The 17,976-nt window shown below is 34.8% G+C and carries 20 protein-coding genes; 8 read left to right on the plus strand and 12 right to left on the minus strand.

Annotated elements, in window-relative coordinates; translation table 11 throughout:
- Nucleotides 1-6 precede the first annotated feature (6 nt).
- Complete coding sequence (locus tag EZM65_RS05135) at nucleotides 7-1,332, plus strand: efflux RND transporter periplasmic adaptor subunit (protein ID WP_136667474.1); 1,326 nt, start codon at nucleotides 7-9, stop codon at nucleotides 1,330-1,332.
- Between the two features lie 92 nt (nucleotides 1,333-1,424).
- Entirely contained in the window at nucleotides 1,425-2,087 is a 663-nt protein-coding gene (gene tsaB / locus EZM65_RS05140) for a tRNA (adenosine(37)-N6)-threonylcarbamoyltransferase complex dimerization subunit type 1 TsaB (protein WP_136667475.1), read from the plus strand.
- Between the two features lies 1 nt (nucleotide 2,088).
- Here the strand turns inward: tsaB and EZM65_RS05145 are convergent, their stop codons facing one another.
- The 4 genes from EZM65_RS05145 to EZM65_RS05160 form a co-directional block, all read right to left on the minus strand.
- The gene (locus EZM65_RS05145; RefSeq protein ID WP_136667476.1) at nucleotides 2,089-2,838 is read right to left on the minus strand and encodes a mechanosensitive ion channel family protein; all 750 of its coding nucleotides are present in this window, start codon (nucleotides 2,836-2,838) and stop codon (nucleotides 2,089-2,091) included.
- Between the two features lie 110 nt (nucleotides 2,839-2,948).
- Nucleotides 2,949-3,299, minus strand: a complete 351-nt coding sequence (locus EZM65_RS05150) for a hypothetical protein (protein WP_136667477.1) — start codon at nucleotides 3,297-3,299, stop codon at nucleotides 2,949-2,951.
- 49 nt (nucleotides 3,300-3,348) lie between these two features.
- Nucleotides 3,349-3,549, minus strand: coding sequence for a dodecin family protein (locus EZM65_RS05155; RefSeq protein ID WP_136667478.1), 201 nt, complete (start codon nucleotides 3,547-3,549; stop codon nucleotides 3,349-3,351).
- Between the two features lie 62 nt (nucleotides 3,550-3,611).
- Nucleotides 3,612-4,505, minus strand: coding sequence for a NifU family protein (locus EZM65_RS05160; protein WP_136667479.1), 894 nt, complete (start codon nucleotides 4,503-4,505; stop codon nucleotides 3,612-3,614).
- 170 nt (nucleotides 4,506-4,675) lie between these two features.
- On the opposite strand from EZM65_RS05160, the gene EZM65_RS05165 reads away from it, so the two are divergent.
- Nucleotides 4,676-5,665, plus strand: coding sequence for a type IX secretion system membrane protein PorP/SprF (locus EZM65_RS05165; protein WP_136667480.1), 990 nt, complete (start codon nucleotides 4,676-4,678; stop codon nucleotides 5,663-5,665).
- 41 nt (nucleotides 5,666-5,706) lie between these two features.
- The gene (locus tag EZM65_RS05170; protein WP_136667481.1) at nucleotides 5,707-6,225 is read left to right on the plus strand and encodes a gamma carbonic anhydrase family protein; all 519 of its coding nucleotides are present in this window, start codon (nucleotides 5,707-5,709) and stop codon (nucleotides 6,223-6,225) included.
- Here EZM65_RS05170 and murI read toward each other — a convergent pair.
- From murI to EZM65_RS05210, 8 genes are all read right to left on the minus strand, one after another.
- The gene (gene murI / locus EZM65_RS05175) at nucleotides 6,222-7,001 is read right to left on the minus strand and encodes a glutamate racemase (protein WP_136667482.1); all 780 of its coding nucleotides are present in this window, start codon (nucleotides 6,999-7,001) and stop codon (nucleotides 6,222-6,224) included. The two genes, EZM65_RS05170 and murI, sit on opposite strands and share 4 nt — an antisense overlap.
- A gap of 69 nt (nucleotides 7,002-7,070) precedes the next feature.
- Complete coding sequence (locus tag EZM65_RS05180; RefSeq protein WP_169051637.1) at nucleotides 7,071-7,568, minus strand: OmpH family outer membrane protein; 498 nt, start codon at nucleotides 7,566-7,568, stop codon at nucleotides 7,071-7,073.
- Nucleotides 7,569-7,594: 26 nt separating this feature from the next.
- Nucleotides 7,595-8,623 (minus strand): OmpH family outer membrane protein, encoded by a 1,029-nt coding sequence (locus tag EZM65_RS05185; RefSeq protein WP_136667484.1) that lies wholly within the window; start codon nucleotides 8,621-8,623, stop codon nucleotides 7,595-7,597.
- A 40-nt stretch (nucleotides 8,624-8,663) separates the two neighbouring features.
- Nucleotides 8,664-11,405, minus strand: coding sequence for an outer membrane protein assembly factor (locus tag EZM65_RS05190; protein WP_136667485.1), 2,742 nt, complete (start codon nucleotides 11,403-11,405; stop codon nucleotides 8,664-8,666).
- A complete protein-coding gene (locus tag EZM65_RS05195; RefSeq protein ID WP_136667486.1) occupies nucleotides 11,338-12,078 on the minus strand; it encodes an isoprenyl transferase in 741 nt (246 codons plus the stop codon). Before EZM65_RS05195 ends, EZM65_RS05190 begins: the two co-directional genes overlap by 68 nt.
- Nucleotides 12,079-12,762: a DUF6089 family protein gene (locus tag EZM65_RS05200; protein WP_136667487.1), complete on the minus strand. Its 684-nt coding sequence runs from the start codon at nucleotides 12,760-12,762 to the stop codon at nucleotides 12,079-12,081. It abuts the gene before it with no gap.
- A gap of 129 nt (nucleotides 12,763-12,891) precedes the next feature.
- Nucleotides 12,892-13,776: an NAD kinase gene (locus EZM65_RS05205; RefSeq protein WP_136667488.1), complete on the minus strand. Its 885-nt coding sequence runs from the start codon at nucleotides 13,774-13,776 to the stop codon at nucleotides 12,892-12,894.
- The gene (locus tag EZM65_RS05210; protein WP_136667489.1) at nucleotides 13,776-14,435 is read right to left on the minus strand and encodes a CBS domain-containing protein; all 660 of its coding nucleotides are present in this window, start codon (nucleotides 14,433-14,435) and stop codon (nucleotides 13,776-13,778) included. The genes EZM65_RS05205 and EZM65_RS05210 overlap by 1 nt, the downstream gene beginning before the upstream one ends.
- A 143-nt stretch (nucleotides 14,436-14,578) precedes the next feature.
- Here EZM65_RS05210 and EZM65_RS05215 point away from each other — a divergent pair, with 143 nt between their 5' ends.
- From EZM65_RS05215 to tig, 4 genes are all read left to right on the plus strand, one after another.
- The gene (locus EZM65_RS05215; RefSeq protein WP_136667490.1) at nucleotides 14,579-15,304 is read left to right on the plus strand and encodes a pyridoxine 5'-phosphate synthase; all 726 of its coding nucleotides are present in this window, start codon (nucleotides 14,579-14,581) and stop codon (nucleotides 15,302-15,304) included.
- Nucleotides 15,305-16,078, plus strand: a complete 774-nt coding sequence (locus tag EZM65_RS05220; RefSeq protein ID WP_211196194.1) for an alpha/beta fold hydrolase — start codon at nucleotides 15,305-15,307, stop codon at nucleotides 16,076-16,078. It abuts the gene before it with no gap.
- A gap of 18 nt (nucleotides 16,079-16,096) precedes the next feature.
- On the plus strand, nucleotides 16,097-16,435 hold the full coding sequence (locus EZM65_RS05225) for a phage holin family protein (RefSeq protein WP_136667491.1): 339 nt from the start codon (nucleotides 16,097-16,099) through the stop codon (nucleotides 16,433-16,435).
- Between the two features lie 95 nt (nucleotides 16,436-16,530).
- Nucleotides 16,531-17,859: a trigger factor gene (gene tig, locus EZM65_RS05230; protein WP_136667492.1), complete on the plus strand. Its 1,329-nt coding sequence runs from the start codon at nucleotides 16,531-16,533 to the stop codon at nucleotides 17,857-17,859.
- Nucleotides 17,860-17,976: the final 117 nt, after the last annotated feature.

Raw genomic sequence — 17,976 nt, forward strand, 5'->3', positions numbered from 1 at the left:
AAAAACATGACAAGCAGAACTAAATATATTTTAATTGGAGGTGCAGTAGTTGTAATTGCCGGTCTCGTAGGATTGAAAAAAGCGGGTATTTTTGGAGAGAATACTGATGCGGTTGAAGTTGAATTTGCAAAGATTGAACAACGTACAATTATCGAAACAGTTTCAGCCACCGGGAAAATACAGCCGGAAATGGAGGTTAAAATTTCTTCAGAAGTATCGGGGGAAATAATAGAATTGCCTGTAAAAGAAGGACAAACTGTTCAAAAAGGCGCTTTGCTGGCGCGGGTGAATCCTAAGTTATATGTGCAGGGCGTAAACCGTTCACAGGCTGGGTTGTCAAATACTAAAGCAGGACTTTCACAGGTAGATGCTCAATATAAAGAGGCTAAAGCGAATTATGAGCGTAATAAAAAGCTTTTTGATAAAGGTATTATTTCCGGCGCTGAATGGGATAAAGTAGCGGCTGCCTTTGAGGGGGCTAAAGCAGCTAAAGATGCAGCTTATTATAATGTGGCTAGCGCAGCGGCAACAGTGAATGAATCAAAAGAAAGTCTTGGTAAAACAGCTATTTATGCACCTATGAGCGGTACAATTTCGAAACTTGCTGTTGAGTTGGGTGAACGTGTTTTAGGTACACAGCAAATGACTGGTACAGAATTAATGCGTGTGGCGGATCTTGATAACATGGAAGTCGAAGTTGATGTTAATGAAAATGATATTGTTAAAATTGAAATTGGTGATGAAGCTAATGTTGAAGTGGATGCCTATCTGAAAAAAGAATTTAAAGGGATTGTGACAAGTATTTCTAATTCTGCCAATAATGTAGTATCAGCTGATCAGGTGACTAACTTTAAAGTTAAAGTCCGTATTGTAAAAGAATCATATGCTGATCTGATGAAAGGCAAGCCCGCTGATTTTTCACCTTTCCGCCCTGGAATGACAGCAACTGTTGACATTATAACAACGCGTAAGGAAAATGTTGTGGCCGTACCTATCAGTGCTGTTGTTATGAGAACTGATACAACTTCTGCAAGAAAAGCTTATTTGGAATCTGATGATGATGAAGAATTTCAAACAGAGCAAAATACACCGGCTAAAAATGAAAAACGTTATGAATGTGTATTTGTTAAAAACGGTGATAAAGTAAAACTTCAAATTGTTACAACGGGAATTCAGGACGACAATTATATTGAAGTGTCCGGAGGATTGAAAAATGGAGATGTTATTGTTACCGGACCGTATTCAACAGTTTCAAAAGATTTGAACCCTGGTGATAAAGTGAAGCAAAAAGTAAAGGAAAAATCTAAAGATAAAGGGGACAAGAATAGTTAATCGAATAACAGACTGATTCTTGAAAATCTCATAATCAATTTGATTATGAGATTTTTTTTATGTGTTGTACCTTTGTCGCACAAATTAATTTTATGGCATATATACTTCATATAGAAACAGCAACTAAAAACTGTTCGGTGGCATTGGCTAAAGAAGGGCAGCTTATTGCAGTTAAAGAAATAGCTGAAACAGGTTATACCCACGCAGAAAAACTGCATGTCTTTATTGAAGAGGTATTGCAGGAAGCCAAAATAACATTTAAAGATTTGAATGCGGTTGCTGTGAGCCAGGGCCCAGGTTCCTATACAGGATTACGAATTGGTGTTTCTGCAGCCAAAGGATTGTGTTATGCCCTTTCGGTTCCGCTGATTGCTATAGATACTTTAGAAGCTTTGGCAAGAAAGATTTCAGTTTCAGAAGGAATAATAATTCCAATGATAGATGCACGCAGAATGGAGTGTTATACTGCTGTTTTTGATTCACAGTATAATAAATTTAAACCTGTTGAAGCTCAGGTTATAGATGGGAATTCTTTTGCTGATTTTAATCAGACAATACATTTTGCTGGCGATGGTGCAGAAAAGTGTAAAGCGGTATTGAATTCAGCTCAATTTATTTATCACGATGATGTTGTTTATCCTTCAGCTTCAGAAATGTGCTCTGTTGCTTATGATAAGTACAAAAAAAGCGACACTGTTGATGTCGCTTACTTTGAGCCTTTTTATTTAAAGGAATTTATGTTGAATACTAAATAGTTTAACTATTTATCGCACTTAGTAATTCTGATTTGATTTTTATCGAATTGTCACTGTCGGACCAAAAACGGATTAAAACGGTAAAGTTTTCTTCGTTCACTGCTGAAATAAAGACTTCCGGTTTTTGATCTTTTAAAATCAAAGAATTGCCAAGTAATAATTGTTCTGTTTTTGATTTTATCTGGTTAATGTTTTCTTCTTTAGCGAAATTGACTTCAAAATCGGTTCTGACAATTTTGCGCTGTGAGAAGTTTTTGATTTTTCCGTTAGACAGCATACCGTTTGGTATATAAACAACATGGTTGTTTGACGTTATAATTTTCGTCGAAAAAATCTGGATGTCTTCAACTTTTCCAATTTCCCCCTGAACATCTATTTTATCCCCGACTTTAAAAGGTTTGAAAAGGATGATTAAGATTCCTCCTGCGAAATTTGCCAGTGATCCCTGCAGTGAAAGTCCCACAGCTAATCCTGCTGCTCCAAGTATGGCTACAAATGAAGATGTTTCTACTCCCAGTTCTGAGATTACTGCTATAAAAACAAGACCTCTGAAAGTCCAAAAAGTTAAATCTTCTAAAAATTCCACTAATGTGATTTCAACTTTACGGCTTTCCAGTATTTTTCGTAATGTTCTGCTTAGAAATTTAGACAGCCATAAACCCACCAAAAGAATTACAGCTGCTGTAATTATGTTTGTTGAATAGGTTATTGCAAAAGTTTTAATGCTTTCCAGGTAATTTAGATTTTTCATTCTTCGAGCTTAATTTTCATGCAAAAATAAACAGTTGATTGGATACTTGAAAAATTTAGGCATAAAAAAAGTCAGAGTTTTCTCTGACTTTAAGATTATTGGATGCAGTGTTATTTTGTTTCTTCCTTCGTGGTTTCTTCGGTTGAATCAGTTACATCAGTAGCTTTGTCTTTTGCAGAATCAACAATATTGTGTGTTATTTCTTCGATTTTGTCTACTGCCATTTCAGCTTTTTCTTTAACTGTTTCAACTAAATTATCTATTGATTCAGCAGCTTGCGGAATGAATTCTTTAACTTTTTCACTAGCTTGTTCAGCTAAATCTTCAACTTTGTCTACTATTGGTGCAGCAGTTTCTCTAGCTTTTGTAATTGCATCATCAGCAAAATTTTCGGCTTGTTCTACAGCTTGTTCTGCTTTTGCAGAACCAAATAAATTTTTAAAAAAACTTCCAATTCCCATGTTTATAAATTTAGTGTTAGTAATAGTTTGATTGTTACTTCCTGAAAAGTTATTCTATTTCGAATGTTACTTTTAGGTTTACTCTAAATTCAGTTATCTGTCCGTCTTTGACACTTGCACTTTGCTCCTGAACATATACAGAACGAATGTGTTTTACAGATTTTGAAGCTTTTTCTACTGCTTTTCTAGTAGCATCTTCCCAACTGGAAGTTGAGTTTGCTAAAATTTCAATTACTTTTAATACTGACATAGTTTTTTAGTTTAAATGTTAACTTATTTAAAGTTAGTTATTTAAACTTAAAAAAACAAGGATTAGCCATTTAAGGCTTCTACTTTTATGTCTTGGTCGTGAAGCATTTCTTTCAGCATGTTTTCAATACCGTTTTTTAAAGTAAATGTTGAAGACGGGCAACCGCTGCAGGCACCTTGTAAAACAACTTTCACTTTTTTATCTTCTTCTGAATAGGAATCAAATAAAATATTTCCTCCATCAGAAGCTACCGCAGGTTTTATGTATTCTTCAATGATGTTGATGATTTTTTGTGAGGTTACGTCTAAATTGTCAAAGTCTGCAATTTGCTGTTTGTCTTGTTTTGATGAAGTATTTACTTTTGTTTCATCTACTGCGATATTGCCATTTTCAATGAATTCTTTGATAAATGAACGCAATTCATTAGTTACTTCCTGCCATTCATTTACCGCGTATTTTGTGATAGAAACGTAGTTTTCATCAATAAAGACTTCTTTTACGAAAGGAAATTTAAAAAGTTCCTTAGCTAAAGGTGAAGCTTCCGTTTCATCTATGTTTTTGCATTCCACAATAGTTTTAGTCAGCATACGGCTGGCAACAAACTTCATTACTGCCGGGTTGGGAGTGCTTTCAGCATAAACAGTCACGGCAACTTTTTTGTTTTCTTTTGCTTTTACTACCTCGCCGCCTGCATTAACATAATTTTCCAGCTGTTCAGCTACGTCATGTTTTACATCATCCCATTCTACGATACTGAATTTTTCAATTGCTATGAAATTTCCTGAAATATAGACTGTTTTTACAAAAGGCAGGTAAAATAACTGTTGTGCCAGTTGAGAATCTGCACATTCATCAATGTTTTTGAATTCATAGCTTTGATTGGGACTAATAAAATAGCTGAATTCAAATTTTAATATACTTGGGTTGTTGGTTTCTTTTATCGTAATCAGTTTCATCGTAATTTTTTTGCAAAGGTATGAAACTCTGTTTTTATGAAGTAATTCTAAGTGCTTTTATGTAAAAATTAACTTTTTATGTTCTTATTTATTGTGTTATGGGACTTAGAGTTACAACAAAAAGGTTAACTTTGGCATCTGTTTTTTTAATTTGACTTGAGGTTATATAAATGAGATATTTTTACTTTTTATTACTGCTGCTGTCATTCAATTCTTTTGCTCAGATTGATATACCGGTATATTCTGATTATTTGACTGATAATTATTACCTTCTTCATCCATCTATGGCAGGTGCCGCAAACTGTGCTAAAATAAGAGGTACAGCACGTCAGCAATGGTTTGGAAATGAGGACGCACCATCACTTCAGACTTTGAGTGTTAACGGTAGTGTGGATCAGGATGGGAAATCCGGTGTGGGAGTGATTTTGTTTAATGATAAAAATGGTTACCATTCTCAAAAAGGAATAAAAGGGACGTATGCGCACCATATACGTTTTTCAAGAAATGATATCGATTTGAACCGACTGTCGTTTGGTGTAAATATTGGTTTGACACAACTCCAGTTGGATGAATCTGACTTTGGTAATGAATATGATCCTATTATCTCCGGAGGAGTTCAAAGTGCAACATATTATAATATTGATTTTGGAGCTTCCTATAATTTTTTGGATTTTTATGCTCATGTCACAGTTAAAAATGCTATTTTCAAAAGCAGAAACATTTATACTGATGTAGAATCTGAAAATCTTCGTAAATATATTTTCAATTCCGGATATGTTTTTGGAGAACAGGACAGAATCATGTATGAACCATCTGTGATGTTTCAATTTACAGAATTGACCAAAGAAAAAACATTTGATGTAAATTTTAAAGCATATAAGTCGGTTGATTTTGGAAAAGTATGGGCTGGGCTGTCTTATAGAAGAAGTTTTGACAGAACTGAGTATCTCGCCAATTCAAGTGATGTGAAAGCTCAGAGTCTGCAGTATATTACACCGCTTGTTGGTGTGAATTATAAAAAATTTATGATTGCTTATACTTATTCAAACGTGATGGGCGATGTAAAATTTGAAACTGGCGGTTTTCATCAGATTACATTAGGATTTGATTTTGGCTGCAAAAGAGAAAAATACGAGTGTAACTGTCCTTCAGTGAATTAATAATTATCCCGTTTTTTCGGGATTTTTTTATAGATAAAATTATGGTAATTAAAGAAGTTAACGGGAAAGCCCCTCAAATCCCATCGGATTGTTATGTTGCTGAAAATGCAACTATTGTGGGAGATGTTGTTTTTGGTGAAAGCTGCAGTGTTTGGTTCAATGCAGTAGTTAGGGGAGATGTTCATTTTATACAAATTGGGAATAAAGTAAACATTCAGGATGGAGCGGTGATACATTGTACTTATCAAAAACATCCTACGGTTATAGGTAATAATGTGTCTATCGGGCATAATGCCATTGTTCATGGCTGTACCGTTAAAGATAATGTTTTAATTGGTATGGGAGCAATTGTTATGGATGGCTGTGTTATAGAAAGTAATTCAATAGTAGCGGCGGGTTCCGTTGTGACGCAAAATACAATTGTTGAGTCGGGAACGATTTATGCCGGTATTCCTGCCAAAAAAGTCAAAGATATTGATCAGAGTAATTTTGCAGGTGAAATCGAACGTATATCCAATAATTACGTTATGTATTCCGGATGGTTTAAAACTGAGGATTAAAAATCCTTTTCAAAGACGTTTTCTGAAAAACCTAAAATATTCTTAAGTACAGAGGCATCACTATTTGTATAGAAAATAGTTTTGCCTTTTTCTTTTGAAGAATTGATAAGTCCGTTGTCTTCCAATATTGATTTTGTCTGTCTCGCAACAGCTTCTCCCGAGTCAATTATTTTTACTGTTGAAGGGATAATTTTTTTAATTTCCGGTATTAAATAGGGGTAATGGCTGCATCCTAAAACCAAATAATCCATGCCCGCTTCAACCATGGGGCGTAAGTATAGTTTCAGCAGGTTGCGCATTTCTTCTGTCTCTATTTTGCCGTTTTCAATCAATTCCACCAGACCGTAGCCAACCTGTTCCATTATGCGGACATTTGAGTAGTTTTCGACCTGACGGTTGAACAGTTCGCTGTTTAGAGTTCCTTTGGTTGCGAGAATGCCTATGGTTTGAGTTTCTGTTTTATTCGCTGCCGGTTTAATGGCGGGTTCAATTCCAATAAAAGGGACATCGTATTTTTCACGCATTTCCTTAATTGCGTTTGTGGTTGCGGTATTGCAGGCCACAACAATGAGTTTGCAATTTTGTGCCAACAAAAAATCTACGTTTTTGAAACATAAATCTACTATCTCCTGCTTGGTTTTTTTGCCGTAAGGAGCATTTTTGCTGTCTGCCAGATAAACGGTGTTTTCGTGTGGTAATAAGGCATGGACTTCTTTCCAGATTGATGTGCCGCCTATTCCTGAATCAAATAGTCCTATTGGGTTTTTGTTACTCATAAAACAAATGTAAAAAAAAACTGCCTCGAAGAAAACAACGAGGCAGTTTTTAAGTTTATTTTAATAAAATTAGAATTTTAATTCTTTTTTTACATCTTCAAATAAGTTTGGACCGTCAGCAACAATTAATGATGAAGCATCCATTACATATTGGTATCCTTTAGCTTTGGCAACTTTTACAACTGCGGCTTTAGCTTTATCCATAATAGGCTTAACGATTTCAGCTTCTTTGTCGGAAATTTGTTTTTGAGCAGAGTCACGGTATTGTTGTATTCTTTGTCCCATATCCTGCATTTCTTTCGCTCTTTTTTCATTTTCAGCTTCACCTGCAGTTTGTGCTTCACTTTCGTATTTTTTCATCTTAGTCTGGTATTCGTTTACCATTTTAGAATACTCAGTATCCAAAGTTTTGCTTAATGTTTCCAACTGTGCTTTTGCAGCAGTCATTTCAGGCATTTTTGAAAGTAATTCTTGTACGTCAATGTGAGCCACTTTTGATTGTGCATTCATTTCGCTAACTCCAAAAAACATTACTGCAGCAATTAATAAAGATTTAATTTGTTTCATCATTTTAGTATTTAGTAAAATTAAAATTAGTTATTATTTTTTTTCTCTTTTAGTTTCTCTTCCTGTGCTTTACGTAAAGCTTCTTTTTCTTCCAGTATTTTTTTCTTCTTTTCTTCCAGAGCTTTTCTTCTTTCTTCCAGTGCTTTTTTATTTTTTTCTATCAGAAGCTGTCTTTCTGTTTCACGGGATACTTTAACCGAATCCTGTACTGTTTTTTTATCTTCTGCTTTGGTTGAATTTTTCTCTTGCGTTGAAGAAGTTTTACTTGCATCCGGTTTTGAAGAATCAATTGTCGTGCCAGTTTTTTTGGCTTGTTGTTCCTCTAAAAGTTTTTTTCGTCTGTCCTCATAGTCTTTCCGTTTTTTTTCAGTTTCCAAACGGCGTTGCTCAAGTATCTGTTCTCTTCTGGATTTTTTTTCGTCTAATAATTTCTTTCTTTCAGTCAGAGCAGGATTGTCTGAAACTTCATCCTGTTTTGTCTGTTTTTCTTCCAAAGCCTTTTGTTGTTTTTTGGAAAGTTCTTCTCTTTTTTCAGCTCTTGTAATCACTCTGACAACCTGATCGCTTATGTCATATCTCTTTGCGGAAAACAGCATAGTCATTTCGGCTGAGGACTTGTCAAATATAAAGTCATACTGTTTGGCTTCGGCAATATCCTGAACAGCTGTAAAAACCTGATCCTGTACAGGCTTTACAATGGCTTCTTTTTGAATTGCCAGATCGCCTCTGGGACCAAAACGTTTTTGCTGATAATCCAATAATTCAGCTTCGTGAAATTTAATTTCTGCTTCACGCTCTTCAATCAGCTCTTTGGTGAGGAGGGCTCTTTCGTTTTTTAAACCTTCTTTAATCTTGGATATTTCATTCTTTTTTGTTTCAATATCCTGTTTCCATTTTTGGGCTTTTTGGTCAAGTAGATTTGAAGCTTCTTTATAATCAGGCGTGTTTTCAAGGATATATTCCATGTCAATATACCCGATTCTGATTCCTGTTTTGGTTTGTGCGATTATATTAGTAACCGAAAGTAAACCAATTAGTAAGAAGATTCTTTTCATATTTTTTAATTTGGTTATATAAATATAACGTCAAATATAGTTAAAATTGTTGACCTATGATGAAATGTGTTTCCCAACCATTTTTAGGACCTCCCGGTATTATAGAATCAAAACCATGTGCAAAGTCGATTCCCAGTAATCCGAAAGCAGGCATGAATACACGTAAACCAACACCGGCTGAACGTTTTAAAGCAAATGGATTGTATCCTTTGAAATTTTCAAAAGCGGCACCACCTTCTACAAATGTCAGTGCATAAATTGAAGCGGCCTGTTTTAAAGTAATCGGGTAACGTAACTCCAAAGAAAATTTGTTGTAAACAGTAGCACCAACCTGAGCATTATTCACGGTAGGTGTCAGTGAGTTGTTAGGGTAGCCTCTCAACTGAATAGTTTCGCGCCCGTCCATTGAGAAATTGGCCATACCGTCTCCGCCAAGGAAGAATCTTTCAAAAGGTACCAGACCTCTGTCTTGGTTGTAAGCTCCCATGAATCCAAATTCACCTAGTGTACGCAGGGTTAGTTTTTCATATATTTTATTGTACCAGTCTACTTTAAATTTAATTTTATAGTACTCCAGCCAGTTGAATTTCTTTTGGTCAATTTTTGGTTGATTTGCATCTGCTTCCTGATAAGTATCAACTTTTACATAACCGCTGCCGGCGGGATCATATTTGATAGGTGTGCCTTTGTCAATCTTACCGGCATTAACTGATATAGGCTGCGTACCGTCATATTTTAACTTGTATTCTTCCTGGTTTTGCAGATTTGCATAATCAACCCCGTTAAATAATGAGTAAGGAGGGGTGAATTTTGCAGTTATACTAAACTCAGAGCCGTAAGTCGGGAATATTGGGTTAACCCCTTTGTTGTTTCTTGTTAAACCTATCGTGTAAGATAAGTTTCTTGAGGCACCGTTACCAAAAGTAAATAATCCAACGTTGTAATTGTTTAAGTCGTAATGCTGATAGCTTAATGCGTTTGATAATACGAAGAAATCGTCCGGTTTTTGCAAACGTTTGGCTAAGCCCAGTGAAACAGTGAAAATGTTAAAGCTTTTTGATTTGTCAACTTGATTTCTGACAAAATCGTTTGAGAACTGTTTGCTGTATGATATTGAACCTGAGAACTGAACAGGTTTTTTTCCTCCAAACCACGGTTCTGAAAATGAGAAGCTGTATGTTTGGAAATAGGTACTTGCCTGCAAACGCAAAGAAAGTTTTTGCCCGTCTCCCATTGGAAGAGGTTTATAAGCTTCTTTTTTGAAGATATTGCCAATAGAGAAATTGTTGAAAGATAAACCCAGTGTTCCTATGAAGCCACCGCCGCCATAACCTCCCTGAAGTTCAATCTGACTTGCTCCTTTTTCAACTACATTGTATTTAATATCTACAGTTCCTGCAGCAGGGTCAACATTTTCAAAATCCGGTTTTATGGCTTCTGCATCAAAAAATCCTAACTGACCTATTTCACGAATAGTTCTTACCAGATTTTCTTTACTGTAAACTTCTCCCGGCTTTGTTCTTAGTTCACGATAAATAACCTTGTCATTTGTCTTGTCATTTCCTACTACTGAAATTTTGTTGAAGTACGCTAACGGACCTTCAACTATACGTATGTCAAGGTCTATTACGTTGTTTTCAGTGTTTACTTCTACAGGGTTGATGTTAGAGAAAAGATAACCGTTGTTTTGATACAGGTTTGTAAGATCTTCTCCGTCAGGTTTGGATTTGTCGGCAATTCGTTTGTCTAATAAAACGCCATTATAAATATCTCCTTTTTTAATGCCTAAATATCTTGATAATATTTGGTCAGTATATACCGTATTTCCTAAGAAATCAATATTGCCGAAATAATATTTCTTTCCTTCCTCAATTTTTAATTTGATGGTAATTTTGTTTCTTTCTTTGTCAAATGTTACCGTATCTGAAATTACGCGTGCATCACGAAATCCATTTTCTTTGTATTTATCTACAATAAGATTTAAATCTTCTTTGTACTTGTCACGGATAAATTTAGTCGATTTGAATGTCAGAAAATTTAAAACGCTTTTTTGTTTGGTTTTTTTCATAGCGTTACGGACTTTGTTGTCTGTAAGTTCTGAATTGCCGTCAACAATAATTTCTTTTACTTTTATTTTTTTGCCTTTATCAATATTTACAACCATGTTCACGTGGTTAATAGTTGCAGTATCTTCTTCAGTTGCAATATTAACTTTAGTGTTGTAATAACCTTCTTTTTTGTATTTGTTTTCTATATAGTACTTAGTAGTTGTAAGTAGATTTTCATTTACAATTTTTTCAGGAGTTAAATCGTTGTCTTTAATTAAAGATTCAACAGCGCCTTTTTTTACGCCGACAATTTTTACTTCTTTAAGTTTAGGAAGCTCGTTTAGGTTTAATTCCAGTGAAATACTGTCGCCCTCAATCTTATCTACATAGTAATTAACATTGTTGTACAGGCCAAGTTTCCAAAGTTTTTTAATAGAATTGCTTATTTCCTCACCTGGTACAGTGATGGTCTGGCCTTTTTCAAGGCCGGCAAAAGTTACAATTGTTTGTTCATTGTAGGTTACTTTTCCGGTAACAGTTACTTTTTTCAGAACATAGGGTTTGCCCTGTTCAATTGTAAGTCTTTCCTGTGCGTTTGAACTCGTAATATAACCGGTAAATAAAAATAACAGCATTACCTGGATGCTGTTTCGGAATTTTAAAATATTATTTAATTTGTTCACTTGTCTTTCCAAATCTTCGTTCTCTTTTTTGATAGCTAATAATTGCTTCATATAAATTGTCTTCACTAAAATCCGGCCATAACACATCAGTAAAATAAAATTCGGCATAAGCTATCTGCCAAAGAAGGAAATTACTGATTCTATGTTCGCCGCTTGTTCGTATTACTAAATCAACATCAGGTAAATCATGTGTGTAAAGATGATTATTAAATATTGATTCGTCAATACTGTCTGTTGAAATTATGTTATTTTTAACTTTATCGGATATTTTTTTAACAGCATTTAAGATTTCTTCGCGTGAACCGTAACTTAAGGCAAGTGTAAGGGTCATACGGTTGTTGTTCTTGGTTTTTTCAATAACTGACAAGAGTTCTTTCTGAACCCCTTTTGGCAGCATGTCCAAATTACCTATACTGTTTAAGCGGATGTTGTTTTTTGTGAAAGTTTCCAGTTCTTTTTTAAGAGAAGAAATCAGAAGTTTCATTAAGGTTTCTACTTCAAGTTTTGGACGGTTCCAGTTTTCAGTGGAAAACGCATAAAGAGTAAGGTTTTCTATCCCTAAACGGGCGCAGATTTCAACAGTAGTTCGCACAGATTTGGTTCCGTTTTCATGTCCGAAAACACGTAACATTCCTTTTTGTTTTGCCCAACGGCCATTCCCATCCATAATGATGGCTAAATGTTTTGGGAGATTGTCTGTGTTAATTTTGTTTAATAAGCTCATTTATTCTTTACAGTAACAAGGGTTTTGACCAAAAGTGTACGTTAATGTTGCCCCTGTAAACACATACCAGTCATTGCTGTTAGTATTTCCAAATTTGAAGCCGTCTAAACCACTGTTTTTTGGTAAACTTCCATCAATATCATCTACAAATGTATAACGCGCGCCAGTTTCCAGGCCAAGGACAAAATGATTGCTTATTTTCATTTTTACTCCTGCTGTTATTGGAATGGCAAAATTCCATGAACGGCCGTCTCTTCTTAACTGGCCAGCATCAAAATACAGGTTTTCATGTTTGAAATAACTTAATCCTGTATATAAATACGGTGTGCCGAAAAAGGGCTGCTCATGCAGATCAAAATCGAAAAAGTTGAATTCCAGTCCTGCCGAAAGTTCTGTAATCCGGTTTTCAAAACGATAACCTCGGTCTCTTCTTGCAGATACATCAGAATCCAGATCGTTCCCGGTGACTTTTGAGGTCATTGCTGAGAAACGCCATGAATGTCTTTTGCTTTTATTCCATTTGTATAACAAGCCTAATGTCAGGTTGTTAGGAGCGACGTAGTTTGTTTTTCCTACATCACCAATAAAGTTACTGCCGCCACCAAATACACCTATTTCATGTAACTGGGCGTTTGTCTGGCCTGCTGCCAAAAGGAATAAAAAGATGTAAAAAAACTTTTTCATTTTTATAATAGGTTGCAAATATACTAATTATGACCACTCCACAAAGTGAAATGTTACTTTCCTTAGTAAATGTTAGAAGATTTTACTAACTAAAACGAAAAAGTAATAAATGTAGTATTTGTATTAAGTTTAATTACGTCTGTCTTCTCCAAATAATAATTTGTTGCGAAGGGTTTTTAAGAATGTCGCTTCGGTGATTTCAACCATGTTGATTTTGAAAGGTGTTTTTTTTATAATTAATTCACTTCCGTTGCTTGCTGAGGCTATTCTTGAATCCAGTGAAATAAGGTAATTTTCTTCTCTACCTGTAACTTTTAATTTAAGTGTCGATTTATCTGGAATGACTATTGGTCTTGCATTTAAATTATGTGGTGCAATGGGTGTAATTACTAAACTGTTGGCATCTGGTGTTAAAATAGGCCCGCCGCAGCTTAATGAATAGCCTGTAGATCCTGTAGGTGTTGAAATAATTAGTCCGTCAGCCCAGAACGAAGTTAGATATTCATCATTTATATAGGTTTCAATGGTAATCATCGAAGCGGTGTCTTTACGGCTTACGGTGATTTCATTCATTGCAAAGTTTAAATCTTTTATAGCGTCTATCTTTGGGGAACAATTCAAACTCAGTAAAGTCCTTTTTGAGATTTTGTATTCTTTTTTAATAACCAGCTTTAATATCTTTTCGATATTTTCCTGCTGTACATTAGCCAAAAAACCTAATCTTCCTGCGTTAATTCCTAAAATTGGGATTCCTGAATTTCTTACATAAGTTGCTGCTCTTAAAAATGTACCGTCACCACCAACGCTTAAAAGCATGTCGTAGGATTTGTTTAAATCACTGTGAGATGAGAAAGTAGGTAAGTCAATCGTGATTACTTTATTGTCTTGAAGCATTTTTAAAAAATTGGCTTCTATGGTAAAATCCACTTTATTGATTTCTAAAAAATGTAAAAGGCGCTCCATGATGGGCGAAGTAGCGTTTTGATAATACTGTCCGAAAATTGCGACTTTCATTATATGTTTAAATATTTATCCAGATAATCAGATCGGTCTTTCAAAGTTTTTAAATAGTCGTCTTCCTGATGTTTGGAAATGATTTCGTATTCATAACGGCGAAACGTCTGAATGATTTCATTTAAACTGCCTTCTCCTATTTTTACAGTTATCTGGACACGTTCTGCTTCAATATTTGAAATAAATGCTCCCAAAAATTTTCCGTTATTACCTTCTATAATTTGGGCGATTTGGCTGAAAGAATAACTATTGATCTCTTTTTCAATGATGATAATGCCGCCAAGCTCTTTTAAGAAAGGGGTTTCGTTAAATACTCTGATGACATCTTCCAGTTTATAATAACCTATATAGTTGTTGTTCTCGTCAAGAACCGGTATAATATTACTTTCGTTTTTTGCAAAATCATCCAGAACATCTAATAAAACCGAGTTGGCTCTTGTGAAAAAACCTTCAAAAGTGTATTTGTATTCTGATAAATTTTTACTGAAATCAAATCCGTCAATATCTTCTGCAGAAACGTTACCGACAAATATTCCGTTTTCTACCACAGGGAAATGTGAAAAAGTTACATCAATAAAAAAATCCTGCGCAGATGCAATAGTGTCTTTTCCGTCCAGCGGTTTAAAATCGTGGTTAATATAATCTGAAAGAATATTCATGTTTTAAAGATATTCATTCTGTATTAAAGTTTCAGAATGGAGGGACAATAGTTGTTGTTATTTCATGCAAAATAATTAAAAAATAAGATACCGACCTTGTTTAAGTTTGTATTTTTGTCAAATCTTATTAAAATATCGTCAAAATGACTCATAATAATTGTAAACTAAGTGTTAATATCAACAAGATAGCGACTCTGAGAAATTCACGTGGCGGAAATACGCCAAATGTGGTAGAAGCTGCAAAACGTATCCAAAGTTTCGGAGCTCACGGCATTACAATTCATCCCCGTCCTGATGAACGTCATATAAAATATCAGGATGCCCGCGACTTGAAAGAGGTAGTTTATACCGAATATAATATTGAGGGGAATCCCCAGCATAACTTTATTGATTTGGTATTGGAATGCAAACCCACACAGGTTACTTTGGTTCCGGATGCTGTTGGAGCGTTGACGTCTAATGCCGGTTGGGATACAATTACCCATCAGGCTTATTTAAAAGAAGTGATTGCCGAGTTCCAAAGAAACGGAATCAGAACTTCAATATTTGTGGATCCTGTTTTGAAAATGATTGAAGGTGCAAAAGAAACCGGAACAGACAGGATTGAGTTGTATACTGAAAGTTTTGCGCATGAATATGGTTTGGGTAATAAAGACGGAATTTTACCTTATGTTGATGTGGCTAAATTAGCCAATGAATTGGGTTTGGGAATTAATGCCGGCCATGATTTGAGTTTGGACAATATTGAATTTTTTAATCAAAATATACCGGGATTACTGGAAGTGTCTATTGGGCATGCTTTAATTTCTGAATCGTTGTATTTGGGATTGGAAAATGTGGTGCAGATGTATCTTCAAAAATTAAGATAAATGACTTCAATTTTGCATAGTAATATTATAGGTCTAGGAAAGCCTTTGGTAATTATTCACGGCTTTCTCGGAATGTCAGACAATTGGAAAACTTTGGCAGGGCAGTATGCAGAGCAAGGTTTTGAAGTGCATGCAATTGATTTGCGTAATCATGGGAAGAGTTTTCAAACTTCAGACTGGAGTTATTCTTTTATGGTGCAGGATGTGGTGGATTATTGCAAACACCATAATCTGACAGAAATCTCAGTAATTGGGCACTCGATGGGAGGTAAGGCAGCTATGCTTTTAGCGACGACTTATCCTGATTTAGTAGAAAAATTAATTGTGGCGGATATTGGACCAAAATATTATGCGCCACACCATCAAACAATTCTGCAGGCGCTTAATGCGGTTGATTTTTCTGTAAAGCCTTCCCGTGCTGAAGTAGAACAGATAGTGTCGCAATACATAACCGATTTCGGGACTAAACAATTTTTGCTTAAAAATCTTTACTGGGTTGAGCCAGGACAGTTGGGTTTCAGGTTTAATTTAAAAGTGTTTACTGAAAATCCTTCGGTTATAGGTGAAGCTTTGCCATTTGAAAATCAGTTTGTAAAAAAAACCTTATTTTTGCGAGGTGATAAATCGGATTATATTTTGGATTCCGATTTTGAAACTATTTATCATCATTTTCCAAATGCGGATGTTGAAACAGTTTCAGATGCAGGACATTGGCTTCATGCTGAGAACCCATCAGAGTTTTTCGAAAAAACGACACGTTTTTTGACTAAATAATTAACAAAAACAAATAGAATGAAAATTTTACAAAGACTTTTAATTTCAACAATCATAGTAATATTGTTGTCTTATTTTTTAACAGGTGTGCAGGTAGATAAAATTACAACCGCAGTAATTGTAGCAGTAGTTTTAGGTTTGCTGAATACTTTCCTGAAGCCAATTTTGGTTTTCTTCACATTACCTATAACGGTTTTTACACTGGGCTTGTTCCTTTTGGTGATTAATGCAGGTATGGTGCTGTTGTGCAGTAAGTTGGTCGATGGGTTTACTATCGAGTCTTTCGGTACTGCGTTTATTTTTAGTATCCTTTTGTCGGTTTCGCAATGGATATTATATAAGTTTATAAAAGACTAAAAATTAGCAAGTTAATTTTAATAAAATAAAATTTGTTGGGTGGTATAAAATATGTAATTTTGCCACCCAATTTTAGTACGTAAAAAATCTACATAATGAATATTACAAAAACGAATATCGATGCGTTAAACGCAGTGGTAACTGTAGAAGTTGCAAAGAATGATTATGCTGATCAGGTAGAGAAGGTTTTGCAAAACTACCGTAAAAATGCTAATATCCCTGGTTTCCGTAAAGGAGCTGTGCCTATGTCATTAGTGCAAAAGCAATATGGTAAGGCTGTTCTTGCTGAGGAAGTTAACAAGTTGATTCAAGAAGCTTTAAATAAATTTTTAGTTGAAGAAAAATTAGATATTTTAGGAAATCCACTTCCAAAATTTTCTGAAGAATTAGATTTAAATGCAGATGATTTCAAATTTGAATTTGAAATTGGTTTAGCTCCTGAATTTGATGTAAAACTTGACGGTAAAAACGATTTGACTTACTACAAAATTGTAGCTGATGACAAATTGTTAGATGAACAAGTTGCTAGAATTCAAAAGCAATTTGGTAAAATGATTGCTAAAGTAGAAATTGCTGAAGGTGACGATATCCGTGGTACTTTCGTTAATGAAGAAAAAGGAATCAACAAACCGGCTCAAATCACTTTAGATATTTTTGAAAATAAAGCTGTAGCTAAATCATTCATCGGTAAAAAAGCAGGTGACGTTGTTGCAGTTCCTACTAAAGGTTTGTTCAATGATGATCATAAATTAATGGATTATATGGGTGTAGGTCATGATGATGTACACGGTTTGGATATTACTGTTGATTTTACAATTGAAGAAGTTACTACAACTGAACCAGCTGAATTAAACCAGGAATTATTTGATAAATTATTTGGTGCTGGTAATGTTTCTTCAGTAGAAGAAGTAAAAGCAAAAATTAAAGAAGATGCAGAGAAGACTTTTGCGCAACAAGCTGATCAAAAATTCTACAACGATACTACAGAATATTTAATCAATGCTCACCAAGTTGAGTTACCAGCAGAATTCTTAAAAAGATGGATTCAAACTGTAGGTGAAACTCCGTTGTCTGCTGAGCAGGCTGAAGCAGAATATGCAAAATCAGAAAATGGTTTACGTTACCAGTTAATCGAAAGTAAAATCATTACTTTAAATAATTTACAAGTTACTTTTGATGATTTAAAAGCGTATGCCGGTGATATCATCAGAAAACAAATGGCACAATTTGGTCAGTTGGATCCTTCACAGGAAGATGTTGATAACATTGTAAGCCGAGTAATGACAAACCAAGAAGAAGTTCGTCGTTTATCTGAGCAAGTAATGAGCGAAAGAATATTAAATGTGTTTAAAGATAAATTAAACGCTGCAACAAAAGAAGTTACTTACGATGAGTTCATCAAAGCAATGTATGGTGAAATCTAATACATAAAATTCTTATATTTGAGCGTCAAATGAAATATTTGGCGCTTTTTTTATAGACAAAATGGCATAGTTTTAAAAACGGTACAACGTTTGACTTCTATTTTATATCTATAATAA

Source organism: Flavobacterium sp. H122, from assembly GCF_004959765.1.
GTDB lineage: Bacteria > Bacteroidota > Bacteroidia > Flavobacteriales > Flavobacteriaceae > Flavobacterium.